This window comes from Streptomyces sp. NBC_01166 (assembly GCF_045039765.1).
Taxonomy (GTDB): domain Bacteria; phylum Actinomycetota; class Actinomycetes; order Streptomycetales; family Streptomycetaceae; genus Streptomyces.
Window position 1 is genome coordinate 185057 of sequence record NZ_CP108613.1, and the last position, 13012, is coordinate 198068.

General features: G+C 68.5%; 13 protein-coding genes. 9 read left to right on the forward strand and 4 right to left on the reverse strand.

Annotation, left to right across the window (positions count from 1 at the left end; all coding sequences use genetic code 11):
• Positions 1-107 precede the first annotated feature (107 nt).
• The 3 genes from OG379_RS00930 (at position 108) to OG379_RS00940 (ending at position 4020) form a co-directional block, all read left to right on the forward strand.
• On the forward strand, positions 108-3188 hold the full coding sequence (locus tag OG379_RS00930) for a tetratricopeptide repeat protein (protein WP_405658233.1): 3081 nt from the start codon (positions 108-110) through the stop codon (positions 3186-3188).
• A 265-nt stretch (positions 3189-3453) separates the two neighbouring features.
• Positions 3454-3702, forward strand: coding sequence for a hypothetical protein (locus tag OG379_RS00935; RefSeq protein ID WP_405658235.1), 249 nt, complete (start codon positions 3454-3456; stop codon positions 3700-3702).
• Between the two features lie 60 nt (positions 3703-3762).
• A complete protein-coding gene (locus OG379_RS00940) occupies positions 3763-4020 on the forward strand; it encodes a hypothetical protein (RefSeq protein ID WP_405658237.1) in 258 nt (85 codons plus the stop codon).
• Positions 4021-4320: 300 nt separating this feature from the next.
• Here the strand turns inward: OG379_RS00940 and OG379_RS00945 are convergent, their stop codons facing one another.
• The 3 genes from OG379_RS00945 to OG379_RS00955 all read right to left on the reverse strand — a co-directional run bounded on the left by OG379_RS00945 (position 4321) and on the right by OG379_RS00955 (position 6555).
• On the reverse strand, positions 4321-5325 hold the full coding sequence (locus tag OG379_RS00945; RefSeq protein WP_405668357.1) for an NADP-dependent oxidoreductase: 1005 nt from the start codon (positions 5323-5325) through the stop codon (positions 4321-4323).
• Positions 5326-5394: 69 nt separating this feature from the next.
• Positions 5395-5802, reverse strand: coding sequence for an aldo/keto reductase (locus OG379_RS00950; protein WP_405658240.1), 408 nt, complete (start codon positions 5800-5802; stop codon positions 5395-5397).
• A gap of 60 nt (positions 5803-5862) precedes the next feature.
• Entirely contained in the window at positions 5863-6555 is a 693-nt protein-coding gene (locus OG379_RS00955) for an SDR family oxidoreductase (RefSeq protein WP_405658242.1), read from the reverse strand.
• Between the two features lie 125 nt (positions 6556-6680).
• Between OG379_RS00955 and OG379_RS00960 the strand changes: the two genes are divergently transcribed.
• The 6 genes from OG379_RS00960 (at position 6681) to OG379_RS00985 (ending at position 11931) form a co-directional block, all read left to right on the forward strand.
• Positions 6681-7283 (forward strand): TetR/AcrR family transcriptional regulator, encoded by a 603-nt coding sequence (locus tag OG379_RS00960; protein WP_405658244.1) that lies wholly within the window; start codon positions 6681-6683, stop codon positions 7281-7283.
• A gap of 373 nt (positions 7284-7656) precedes the next feature.
• On the forward strand, positions 7657-7896 hold the full coding sequence (locus OG379_RS00965; protein WP_405658245.1) for a hypothetical protein: 240 nt from the start codon (positions 7657-7659) through the stop codon (positions 7894-7896).
• 393 nt (positions 7897-8289) lie between these two features.
• Positions 8290-8637: an ArsR/SmtB family transcription factor gene (locus OG379_RS00970; protein WP_405658247.1), complete on the forward strand. Its 348-nt coding sequence runs from the start codon at positions 8290-8292 to the stop codon at positions 8635-8637.
• A 137-nt stretch (positions 8638-8774) separates the two neighbouring features.
• Positions 8775-9782 carry a zinc-dependent alcohol dehydrogenase family protein gene (locus tag OG379_RS00975; RefSeq protein WP_405658249.1) on the forward strand — a complete coding sequence of 336 codons (1008 nt, stop codon included), beginning with the start codon at positions 8775-8777 and terminating at the stop codon, positions 9780-9782.
• A 119-nt stretch (positions 9783-9901) separates the two neighbouring features.
• Positions 9902-10915 carry an NAD(P)-dependent alcohol dehydrogenase gene (locus tag OG379_RS00980; protein WP_405658251.1) on the forward strand — a complete coding sequence of 338 codons (1014 nt, stop codon included), beginning with the start codon at positions 9902-9904 and terminating at the stop codon, positions 10913-10915.
• Between the two features lie 218 nt (positions 10916-11133).
• Positions 11134-11931, forward strand: a complete 798-nt coding sequence (locus OG379_RS00985) for an SDR family oxidoreductase (protein WP_405658253.1) — start codon at positions 11134-11136, stop codon at positions 11929-11931.
• A 19-nt stretch (positions 11932-11950) separates the two neighbouring features.
• On the opposite strand, the gene OG379_RS00990 is transcribed toward OG379_RS00985, so the two are convergent.
• Positions 11951-12913 (reverse strand): hypothetical protein, encoded by a 963-nt coding sequence (locus tag OG379_RS00990; protein WP_405658256.1) that lies wholly within the window; start codon positions 12911-12913, stop codon positions 11951-11953.
• Positions 12914-13012: the final 99 nt, after the last annotated feature.

Below are 13012 nucleotides of genomic sequence, written 5' to 3' on the forward strand. Positions count from 1 at the left end.
GCATCACCACCATTGCGGCGACAGCGCCGGGAGCTTTTGCCTCCGGGACCACCCATATCCATCACCTGCATCTGGGTGGCCCCGCGCCCGCTCAGCCTCCAGCAGGCGTGTCCGCAGCGCAGACAGTGGCAGTCGGCGACCTGGACCCCTTCGCGCTGGAGGTCCACCGCGCCATCTCCCCCTCGGCTTCCATGGCGCTTCCTGCTCTGCCTGTCTATGTAGATCGTGCCCACGACCGGTATCTGAAAGAGGCCGTCACACGCGCGACGGCAGGAACAAGTGTGCTGGTCACGCTGGTGGGCGGGTCCTCGACGGGGAAGACACGGGCCTGCTGGGAGGCTGTTCGGCGACTGCCCGAGGGGTGGCGGGTGTGGCACCCCTACGATCCCACCCGGGCACATGCCGCCGCTGAGGCAATCTCTGCCGTCGGGCCACGGACAGTGATCTGGCTCAACGAAGCCCAGCACTACTTCCTCTCACCTGAACCGGCCGTTGCTGAGCGCATCACGGCCGGGCTACGTACGCTGCTGCAGGACCGGCGCCGCGGGCCGGTCCTGGTCATGGCGACGATGTGGCCCCAGTACTGGGCCTCACTCACTATGCGGCCGGTGACGGGCGAGGACGCCTTCAGCCAGCAGCGGGAATTGCTCACCAACACGGGCGAACACACCGTCGTACCGCCCGCGTTCACAGGGGCGGACCTGGAGGTGCTACGCGCCCGTTCTGCCGAGGATCCCAGACTTGCGGATGCTCTGGCCAAGGCTGTGGACGGCGAGGTGACCCAGTACCTGGCCGGGGTCCCCGAGCTCGTCACCCGCTACCGCACAGCGCCTACGGGTGCGTCAGCGCTGCTCCATGCCGCGATGGATTTCCGACGTCTTGGGCACACCCCGGTGCTCTCTCACGAACTGCTGGCCGAGGCCGCCGAGGGCTACCTCAGCGCCAGTACCCGCAACGAGCTCGGGCCGAGATGGTTCCAGGAGGCGCTCCAGTACTGTGCCGCACCCTGCAAAGGGGCCCCGGGCCCCCTGGCAGCGCTCTCCCCGCGCAGTCCTTCGGCAGGGCGGGCCTCACGGCTCTCCGACTACCTTGAACAGCACGGCCAGCGCACTCGTGGTGGGCTCTGCCCGCCTGCATCGTTCTGGGAAGCCGCCGTTCGTCATCCGCCCGACCTGATAAGTGTGCAGGCTCTGGCCTGGTCTGCCCAGAAGCGCGCGCGCTACCGGCATGCCGCCGGCCTTCACCTGATCGCCGCCGAGGCCGGCAATGTGTCATCACTTGGTGCCCTGGTCGCGCTACGCAACCAGACCGGTGACATCGCCGGTGCACGCCGCTTTGCCCACGCAGCTGCTGCGGCAGGAGACCCGAGCTCTCTGACTCGCCTCGCGCTCATACAGGACGGCGATACCGAGGCGGCTGAGCGCATGGCGCACGCGGCCGCCGAAGCTGGTGACACTCGCGCTCTCGCCCAGCTCGGCAAGCGCCGCGAAAGCGTCGGAGATCTCAAGGGCGCGCAGCAGCTCTACCGCGCCGCCGCCGAAAAGCGGGACAGCTACGCACTTGCTCGTCTGACTGCGCTGCGGGCGCAGGCAGGTGACCTGGAGGATGCGGAGCTGTTGGCCCGCACTGCGGCCGGGTTGGGGGCCTTGCAGCCCCTCATCGACCTCGCCCTGCAATGCGGAAACGCTCACGACTTCACGCGGGCGGAACGCCTCGCACGTACCGCAGCCGAGTTGGGGGTCTTGCGGCCCTTGATCGACCTCGCCCTGCAGTGCGGGGATGCCCACGACTTCACACGGGCAGAACAGCTCGCTCTTACCGCTGGGAAGAAGGGCGAACACGGTCTGCTGGCTGTCATGGCTCAGCGGAGGCAGGATGCCGGTGACGTCGAAGGCGCGAAGCACTTCGCCCGTGCCGCTGCCAGCGGCGGGGACACCTCAGTGGCCATGGGGCTTGCCGAGCAACGATCCGTGATCCACGACAGGGCGGGTGCCGAGCGGTTCCACCAGATCGCCGCGGAAGCCGGCGACTTGAAAGCGTTCGTCCTGCTTGCCCATCAGGGTGCTGAGCGACGGCTCGCCGAAGGGGACACCGATGGTGCTGAGCAGCTCCTGCAGGCAGCAGCCGAAACTGGGGACGCCGCCGCGTTCTGTCGGCTGGCTGAGTTGAGGGACCACGTCGGCGATACGGAGGGTGCGGACGGATTCTTCATAGCTGCCGCCAAAGCCGGTGCGGCCTCCGACCTGTTGAACCGCGCTAACTATTTGGACAACTATGCGAGCGATCTCGCCCTTGCGTCACGTTTCGCCCGCTTTGCCGCCGAGGCTGGGCACCCCGGGGCGCGCAGTTTGCTGGTCAGCCTGCTGCGAGAAATGGGCCGGGACGAAGAAGCCGCCAGGTGGACAGCCGTCCCGCAGGAGGAGGCGACTTCGAATGGCGAGCTCCCTATTCCTGACAGCGAGGAGCCTCTTTCCGCTGCGTGTGAATCCGGGGGTAGGCATGCACCCAACGAGCTCGCCCGTCATCGGGAACGTGCGGATGAGGTTGCCGTTGCGGAACAGATCGACCGCGCGGTGGAGGAAGGGCACGTGGAAACACTGACCCGTCTGGGCTACCGCCGCCTCAACGCGGGGGACATCGCGGGGGCGGAGCGCCTCGCCCGCGCAGCAGCCGACGCTGGAGAGGTGAGCTTGGCACTCCACCTCGGTGACCAGCGCGAGTCCGCCCGGGACAGTGCCGGCGCCGAACGTCTTTACCGAGTCGCAGCTGACGCAGGATCTACCATCGCTCTGGACAGGCTGGCGGCGATACGAGAACGCACAGGCTTCCCCTCGCAGGCCGAGGAGTTGGCACGTTCGGCCGCGGATGCCGGTAACGTCGCCGCGATCACCTCGCTGATCCGGGCGCGGGCAGGGGCTGGCGACTTCGAGGGGGCCGAGCGCTTCGCTCTGGAAGCCGGTGCAGCCGGGCACGGCGACGCGCTCGTGTTCCTGGTCCAGTGCCGGGAACTCGCCGGCGACGCCGCGGGCGCCGAACGCCTGTGCCAGGCCGCCGTGGACGCCGGGCACATCGGCGCTCTGGACGACCTCGCCAGGTTGCGACGGCAGACCATGCCTTCCGACCCCTCGGTGGACGAGATCCCGCGGTTCGGGCTCGAACCGGACGGCAGAGTTTCGCCCCCGTGGTGACATCACATCCGAGAGCGCCATTCACCTACGGGCCATCCTGAAAGGTGAGTTTCCATAACTCGGGCCCGACCGACGGGCAGAGCGTCCACGGCGGCTCGAGCCGGTGATCGACGAACAGCGCTTCCAGGACTTGGCGGCGGCGCTCGAACGAGGGCGTACAACAGCTCCCGGCCGTCAACTCTGCAGGACATCGAACGCGATGAGATGGGCGGGCATCTCGGCCGCCAGGGCGCGGGCGTTGCGGCCGGCTTATGAGGTTGAATCCGTGAAGATCAGCACTACGTGCAGGGCCACCCTGGGTGCGGCGTCCGCGCTGGCCGTCCTCAGCCCCGGCCAGGCTCTGGCCGCCGAAGCGCCGGCCTGCACGGCCGAGGACGTCGCCTACCTTGACGCGCAGGACAAGCAGGAGGACGCCGAGGCCGACGCCGACGCCGCCCAGCGGGCCTACGACGCGGCCAAGGAAGACCAGGCCAAGCTCGACACGACGGGTCCTCCAGGGCCTGCGGGCGCATGACGAGCGGGTCATCGAGCGCATGGCGCTGAGCACCACGACCGCCCGGGGCAAGCCACGTCCGTGGTCGCACTCGATCCGGTCCACGAGGAAGGCGACGACGTCCAGGAGAACGACGCCGACCACGACATCGAGGCGGCCGGCACCGCGGGCGGCACGGACGAGGAGACAACCAAGGCCACCCTCGAGGAAAGCGCGGACGACGACGCGACCGAGGAGGAACACGCGACCGCCAACGTGCCGTTGCTGCGGTTCTCCCTCCCCCGCGATGCGGGGGCGGTGAGACTGAGCGCGATAGGTGTCGTCATCCTTCCGTCCTGACCTGCCCTTTCGTGAAGCTCTGAGCGCGACATCTGTCGCCGAATTCGCATCGTTCCTGGCGTGATCCGCACTCTTCGCAGGCAAGTTGTCGTCCGGACCGTGCTGCCGGTAGGCGACGCCCACTCCGTGCACGGACATGGCGCGGATCGGCGCGTTCTTGTACGACGACGGGCTGGGGGTGGGAGAGCTGGACGGTGCGTTCGTGATCGGGTCCTTGTGTGGGAGAAAGGAGCGTGGGGCGGGTTCTTCTCGTTGTGGCGGGCGGCGTTCTCGGCGTCCGGCAGGACCGTTGCCCTGGGTTCACGCCATGGAGACGACGACCTTGCCGGCCTTCGCGCGGCCTTTCTCGGCGTACTCCATGGCCTGAAGGGTCTCGTCGAAGGGGAAGACCCGGTCGACGACGGGGCGGATCTTCCCGGCGTCGATGAGGGGGGTGAGTTCGCGCAGCTGGTCGCCACTGGCCTTCATGAACAGGAAGGAGTACGTGACACCGAGACGCTTGGCCTGGCGCCGGATCTTGGCGCTGAGCGCGGCGATGCCCAGGCGGAGCACCAGGTTCGAGCCGAGTTCGCGGGCGGTGGCCGCGTCGGGCGGGCCCGCGACGGAGATGGCCAGGCCGCCGGGCTTGAGGATGCGCAGGGACTTGGCGAGGTTCTCACCGCCGAGGGAGTCCAGGACGAGGTCGAAGCCGGTGAGGAGTTCGGAGAAGTCCTGGGTGCGGTAGTCGATGACCTCGTCCGCGCCGAGGTCCTTGACGAGGTCGACCTTGGCGGTGCTCGCGGTGGCGGCCACGTGCGCGCCCAGCGCCTTGGCCAGTTGGATGGTGATGGAGCCCAGGCCGCCGGCGCCCGCGTGGATGAGGACCTTCTGGCCCGGCTGGACGTTCGCCCGCTCGACCAGGGCCTGCCAGGCGGTCAGCGCGACCAGGGGGAGGGAGGCGGCCTCGGTCATGGTGAGCGTGGCGGGCTTGGCCGCCAGGTCGTCCTGGTGGACGGCGAGGAGTTCGGCGAAGGTGCCGATGCGGTCCTTGTCGGGCCGCGCCCAGACCTCGTCGCCCACCGCGAAGCGGGTGACGGACGATCCAACGCGGACGACGGTCCCGGCGAGGTCGTTGCCCAGGACGAGCGGGAGACGGTAGGGCAGGATCTGCTTGAGGTCACCGTCGCGGATCTTCACGTCCAGTGGGTTGACACTCGCCGCGTCGATCCTGACCAGGACGTCGTCGGCACCCACCTGGGGGTCGGGTATCTCGGCGGCACGCATGTTGGACGCGTCACCGTACTTCTCGACCATGAAGGCCTTCATCGTCATCTCCGTTCGTGTGGTCTCCCGTCCAAGCGGGAGGGGTGTTCTGTCCGTGAGCGTCCTGTCTCGTTACGAGACAGTTTGTCGTGTCTTCTGGTCCGCGCGCTCCGCGTCGGCACGGCAGTGGTCAGTGCCTGCGCGGAGAGCCCTGCGGCGGCGTGTTTCCGGGCTCAGGCCACCGGCACGACCGGGGCGATGACGCTGCCCGCGTCGCCCTCGTGCGCTACCGCCGAGCGGCATGGCGCTGACCTTGTCGAGGCGCGCGTACTGCTCGTCGGTGAGCTGGACGTCGAGGGCTGCGAGGTAGCTGTCGGCGCTGTCGAGGAAGGTGCCGCCGGCCTCGGCGAACCGGTGGAAGATCCGGCGGGCCTCGTCGGGCTCAGCGCCGGCGCCCCAGCCGGTGCCGAAATTCGCGGTGCCGAGCGCGTACTCGGACACGCGCAGTCCGGCCCTGTGGCCGAAGGCCGTATAACGCATGAGAAGTCCTTGCGTAAGGGGGCCTGGAACGCCGTCGTGCCGTGGCGGAGGGGGTGAGCGTCAGCCCGCGCTCGGCTGGGGCGCCGCGGACAGGCTCTGCTTGACGTACCTGCTGGTCTCGTCGGCGAGGATCTCGGGCAGGCCCGCCTCGATGCCGTACAGGGCCTGGGCCGCGACGTCTGCGGCGGCGACCTTCTGATCGGCTGGCACGCCGGCGGCCATGTCGGTGTCCATGTAGCCGACGTGCAGCGCCGAGACGGTGATCCCGCGGGGCGCCAGTTCCTCGCGGCTCGCGTCGCTCAGCGCCCAGGCGGCGGCCTTGGAAGCCGCGTAGGAGCCGAGGCCTGCCGGGTGGAACCAGGACAGGGCGGACAGGACGTTGAGTACGGCGCCGCCGCCGTTGGACTCGATGACGGGAGCGAAGGCCCGTGTGGCCACGAGCGGGCCGAAGAAGTTGGTCTCCATCTCGCGACGCACCTCGTCCAGGTCGCCGCCGACCAGCGTCGCACCGGTGGATATGCCCGCGTTGTTGATCAGAAGCGTCGCGTCCGACGCGATGCGGGCGGCCTCCCGTATCGACTCCTGGTCCGTCACGTCGAGGCGCAGCGGGGTGACGCCGGGCAGGTCGACCGTTTCGGGACGGCGGGCCGCCGCGTAGACCTTGGCGCCATGCTCCACGAGCTGGGCGGCCAGGTGCCGCCCGAGGCCCCGGTTAGCGCCGGTGACCACCGCGACCGCGTTCTTGAGTTCCATGCTCGCTCCTGTCCTTCGCAGGCGCCGTCGGAGCACCTGAGCCAATTAGATTTCAACCACAATCTAAACACGCGACTAGGATAGATGCCAATCGACATCCAAACTGGTTCGTGCAGGAGGTGGCCATGGGCCGCGTATCACAGGCGCAGGCGGAGGAAAATCGCAGGCGGGTGGTGGACACCGCGTCGCGGCTGTTCCGGGAGCAGGGCACCCACGTCAGCGTCGCCGATCTCATGAAGGCGGCCGGCCTCACCCACGGCGCCTTCTACAAGCAGTTCGCCTCCAAGGAAGCGCTCGTCGATGAGGTCACCGCCCACGTCTTCGATGAGATCGCACGGCGCAATGCGGCCGGGCTCGAGCGGCACGACGGGCAGCGGGATGCCGCTCAGCGGGCCCTGATCGACGCCTACCTGTCCGTCGAACACCGTGACAACGCGGCTGACGGCTGCCCGGTCGCGGCTCTCGCCGCCGATATCGCGCGCGGACCCGAAGGCCGCGAGGCGCGCCGTACCTACGCGAAGGGCGTGGCCGACTTCGCCGCGTTCGTCGCCCCCGCCGAGGCCGTCGCGGGCGGCGAGGGCGTCAGTGGCGTCGGGGGCGGCGAGGGCGGCCTCGCCCGGCTGTGCACCCTGGTCGGTGCTCTGGTCCTGTCCCGGGCCACCCATGGCTCCCCGCTCTCCGAGGAGATCCTCGCCGCCGCGCACGCGGCCCTGACGGAAGCCGGCTGACCGGGGGCCCGGCATCGGGCGCCGCGCGGCGTGTGTGCACCGGCCGCACCCGCGAGGTGGCCCGGGGTCCGAGGCTTCCGTGCTCGCGGCCTGATCGGTCTGGCGTAGTTCCGTGCTCCCTGCGGCAGTTGTCGTGCAAATGCGACACCTATCGCACTCAGGCTCAGGTGGTCGCCCTGTTCCTGCGCACCCGGGTCCTGCACCCCGACTCTGAAGTCTGGCTCACCGGCTACAACGCCCTGCGCCACTGGGTGCGCGAGCACGGTGGCTTTTTCGAGCAGTAGCGGGTTCTGCTCCAACTTCCGTGGTCTGCCTACTCGCTGTGATCGTTGGCCTTGCTGATAGGTCTCGCGGGATCGTCTAGAAACTGCTGGTGCCGATCGCGTTCGGCCTGATGGTTCTGACTGTGCGCGAGGTACTGCCCGGTGACGATGACATGGGGTGGGTGATCGAGCAGCTCAGGATCGCGTGGGCCCGGCTGGACACACTGCGCGACCGGCTGGATGACGGCGCCAGCCTGATGAGTAACAGCCACGTCGCCAGCGCTATCGGCTACGTCCGCAGGACCCGCGAAGCCGACAAGGCCGGTCCTTCCGACGTGCCGCGGGGATGACGACGAACAGCACGGCCCCAGCCAACCCGGCTGGGGCCGCCTCCCCACACCGAAAGGACGGATCGATGAACCCCCTGAACCTCCCGGCCGGCGCTTTGTGCGTCCTGATCGGGCCGCCGGGCTGCGGCAAGTCCACTTTCGCCGCCCGCTGGCCGGACAGCTGGCGTGTGTGCCTGGACAGATTCCGTGAGCTCGCCACGGACGACTTCTCTGTCAAGTTCAACGTGTTGAGCAGAGGGCGACGTGCGTCCTTTTGACTGAGAGGAGCCGAATGCCGAGTACCGACGAGAACGAGTGAGCCCCTGGGGCGCTGGAGCAGGAGCTCCGAGCCTTGCTTCGATGGTGGTCGTAGTATGGGACAGCCGTATCAAATAGCTGCTTCAAGGAGTCACTGTGGCCCGTCCCCGTTCTGCCCCCCGGACGGTGGAGCATCCCGATCTGTCGCAGGTCTCTCTACAGCAGGTCTTGGAGGCGCTGGTAGACCCGGTGCGCCGGTCGGTGGTGGCGCAGTTGGCGGGTGCGGGTGCGGACCTGAGCTGCGGAACTTTCGTCGCGTCGGTGTCGCTGTCGACGCTGACGCACCACTTCAACGTGCTGCGTGAAGCGGGTGTGATCCGCCAGTACTACGTGGGGACGACGAAGATGAACGCGCTCCGCACGGACGAGATGGACGAGAGGTTCCCTGGGCTCTTGCCGGCCGTGCTGGCTGCTCTGGCCACGGAGGCGGCAGATACCGCCTGAGCCTGCCGGGGCAGCGCACCAGGTACATACTTTGACCGTCATCGTAATTTGACCGTGGTCAAAGCTTGGGGCAGAGTGGAGAGCGCGCCGGGATAGTCCGGTGTTCTCCCGCTTTCTACCCTCGGGACTGGTGCACCATGGCAAAGCTCGTACAGTTCGACCGGATCGGCGGATCCGAGGTCCTTACTCTCCGCGAAGTCGCCCTTCACGATCCGGGCGCGGGCGAGGTACGCATCCGCGTCGACGCGATCGGCCTGAACCGGGCCGAAATCATGTACCGCGAAGGCGCCTACTTCTACCAGCCGGTCTTCCCCTCCACGCTGGGCTACGAGGCCGCGGGCGTCGTCGAAGCGGTGGGTGAGGGCGTGAGCGAGTTCTCCGCGGGCGACCCGGTAGCCGTCGTGCCCGCGTTCCTGCAGAACGAGTACGGCACCTACGGCGACAGCGTCGTCCTGCCGGCCGCAGCCGTCGTCCCCCGCCCCGAGCAGGTGGACGCCGTCACCGCGGCTGCCGTGTGGATGGCCTACATCACCGCCTACGGCCCCCTCGCCGAGAACGGCCGCGTACGTCCGGGCGACCACGTCCTGATCACCGCCGCCTCCAGCAGCGTCGGCCTGGCCGCCATCCAGATCGCCCGCCACATCGGCGCGATCCCGATCGCCACCACCCGCGGCGCGAACAAGAAGCAGCGCCTCCTGGATGCCGGCGCGGCTGACGTCATCGTCACCGACGACGAGGACCTGCCCGCACGCATCGAGGAGATCACCGGCGGCAAGGGGGTGCGCCTGGCCTTCGACCCGATCGCAGGACCCGGCGTCGAGAGCCTCGCCAAGGGCATCGCCCCCGGTGGATACCTGGTCGTCTACGGCGCGCTCGACCCGCGTCCCACCCCGCTGCCCAACGCGCAGTCCTTCCCGGCGCTGAACAGCAGCACCTACACCCTTTTCGAGATCACCTCCGATCCCGAGCGCCTGCGCCGCGCGGTCGCGTTCGTCAACGCGGGACTCGCCTCCGGTTCGTTCGCTCCCGTCGTCGACAAAACCTTCGACCTGGCCGACATCGCCGAGGCCCACCGCTACATGGAGGCCAACGGCCAGGTCGGCAAGATCGTCGTCACCGTCACCCACGACGGCACCACTTCCTGAGCCCGGCCGCGCCACAGCAGCGAGGACACCGTTCCCGCCCCGCCACCGGCGCGGTTTCGCGCCCCGGCCATTCCCCCTGGCCTCCCTCCCCACAGATGCAAGAGAAAGGAGCACGTGTCATGCGTGCCTGGCAGCTCGAAGACTTCGGTCTGGAGAACCTCCGCCTCGCGGAGCGCCCCGCCCCCAAGCCCGGTCCCGGCGAGATCCTCGTGAAGGTCTCCGCGGTCTCCTTGAACTTCCGTGACAAGGCGATCGTCGACGGTGTCTACAACCCGGAGAAGATGCCGAAGAACCTCATCCCGGTCAACGACACCGCCGGCGTGGTCGCCGAGGTCGGCCCGGGTGTGACCGAGTGGCAGGTCGGCGACCGTGTCATGTCGCACTTCTACTCGCACTGGCTCGACGGCGCCCCGGCCCGGGACGAGCCCGACTGGCAGCTCGGCGGCCCGATCGACGGCGGCCTCGCCGAGTACATGATCCTGGAGGCCAACTCGGCCGTGCCGACGCCGGCCAACCTCACCGACGAGCAGGCCGCCACCCTGCCCATCGCCGCGCTGACCGCCTGGTACTCCCTGGTCGAGTACGGCAACCTGCAGCCCGGCCAAACGGTGCTGGTCCAGGGCACCGGGGGCGTCTCCCTGTTCGCCATCCAGATCGCCACCGCGCTCGGCGCCCGCGTCATCGCCACATCCAGCAGCGACGACAAACTGCAGAAGGCAGCCGCTCTGGGCGCCTCTGACCTGATCAACTACCGCACCACCCCGGACTGGGCCGAGAAGGTACGCGAGCTCACCGACGGCCAGGGCGTGGACCAGGTCATCGAGGTCGTCGGCGGCGACAACCTCAACCAGTCCATCCACGCCACCCGGGCCGCCGGCCATATCTCCCTGGTCGGCTTCCTCGGCGGCATGACCGCCCAACTGGACGTGCTGTCCCTGCTCTACAGCCAGGCCGCCATCCGAGGCATCGCCGTCGGCCACCGCCGCGCCTTCCTCGACATGAACACCTGGATCGAGAAGAACGGCCTGGACCCGGTCATCGACACCGTCTACGCCTTCGACGACGCGATCAAGGCGTACGAGCATCTCGCCCGCGGCGCCTTCGGCAAGATCGTCATCCGCGTCACCAACTGAGCTGCCCGCGACCGGATTACACGAGGCCGGGCGGTATCGGCGGTCTGGCATCCACAATCCTCGGCTGCGGCAGAACCCGGACCACGCCGGTGCCCTGCGCCAGGCGTTGGCGAAGCTGCCTTGTGGTGGCTGGGTCTGCGCGTCTCAAGGGGTGTGAGCGTGGCAGGGCCCGGGAAAATCGGGTGCCGCGTGAAGGGCGGCCCGGCAGGATGAGGATCATGACTGGTGAGACGCGCGTGGGGAGCCGACAGGACGTGGGAGAGGCGGGGCGCCCGCTTGCCTTGGTCACGGGGGCGGGACGTTCGGCGGGGATCGCGGCGTCCGTGGTACTGAATCTGGCCCGGGCCGGTTGGGACGTGGCCTTCACGTACTGGACTCCGTATGACGCGCGCATGCAGTGGGGCATGGAGCCGGGTGCGTCCGAAGAGCTGAGGAAGAAGGTGGCGTCCCATGGGGCGAGAACGCTTGCTGTCGAGGCGGACCTGAGCGACCCGGCGGTGCCGGCTCAGCTCTTCGACAGCGTCGAGCGGGAGCTGGGGAACGTCACCGCGCTGGTGCTCTGCCATTGCGAGTCGGTTGACTCCGGCTTGCTGGACACCACGGTGGAGAGCTTCGACCTGCACTTCGCGGTCAATGCGCGGGCAACGTGGCTGCTGATCCGGGAGTACGGGCTGCGATTCCGCGGGCAGCACAGAAGCGGGCGGATCGTCAGCCTGACCAGCGACCACACCGCTGACAACCTGCCCTATGGGGCGAGCAAGGGGGCAATGGACCGGATCACACTGGCCGCCGCCCGCGAGCTCGCCCATCTGGGAGTGACCTGTAACGCGATCAATCCCGGGCCGACTGACACCGGGTGGATGACCGAAGAGCAAAAGGCGGACATGATCCGCTTCACCCCCCTGGGACGCCTCGGTGTGCCGCAGGACTGCGCGAATCTGGTCACGTTCCTCTGCTCGGCAGAGGGCGGATGGATCAACGCCCAGCTTCTCCAGAGCAATGGCGGTCTCGGGTAGCCAGCGCATCAGGCAAGACTCACGGGCACTTCCGGCTGGCGACGTCGGCGGCGTAGGCGGCCCAGTCGCCGGCCGATGCGTTCTGCCACTGGACGGCGACCTTGATGTGGACGCCGAGCATCCGGACGAGGATCGCGGAGGGAAGCTCGGTCGCGAGGGTGAACAGCGCAGTGGACCGATCCTGTTTGGACCGTATCCCGATGTTGTGGAGGCGCTTGCCGATCTGGCTGTCCGTGAGAGGGCGCCCTGGATGGCCGCCCGGGAACAGCCAGGGGGCATCGTCCGGAGTGCCGGTCTTGGCCTTGCCACGGCGGGTTGCGACGAGCTCGCGGACCAGGCTGGCCAGTGGCGCGGGGAGGACGACCGGCGAGCTGCCGAACGTGATCGTGACGGTGTGGCCGTCGATGTGGACGTCGTCGACGGTTAGTTGGCTGATGGCCGCGATCTTCTGTGCGTAGAGGATCAGCAGCAGTCCGGCGACGCGGTCCGGGTTCGGAAGTGAGTCGTCGTTGAGGAGGCTCCGAGCGTCGTCCCAGCGTTTCTCACTGTCGATGGTGCCCTGTGGGCCGGTCCAGCGGACGGTGCCGTAGGTGAGTCCGCGGGCATGCCGGTGCTGTACCGACCAGCGCACGAAGTGGCCGGTCTCATCGAGGTAGCTGACCGTGGCATCGGCCATCCAACGTTCCAGGTCCGCCTGGGTGCACGTCCCCAGCGTCAGCCCTTCGTTGTTGAGCCAGGTGAGGAAGCTGTCGGCTGCGGTGACGTGGCAGCGAACGTTCAGGTCCTGACGTCGAGTCGTGTGGTCTTCGGCGAGGCGTCGTCGGAGCCGGCACATGTGGTGCCAGACCGCGTAGCCGTGCAGGATCCGGCGCTCGGCGAGATCGGTGCGGGCCTGGACTGTCTCGGCGATCCACTTCTCCAGGGCGATGAGCCGTTCGTCGCGAGGCGGGAGGGTGCCGGTCGCGACCAACACACTGCGCAAGTGGGCCAGCACTTTGCCCGGGGGTAGTTCGTCGAGACCTCGTGTGTGACGGGCCTTTCGTCGCGTCCTATGTGCTCCAGGAGGTCGCGCGCCCTCGAG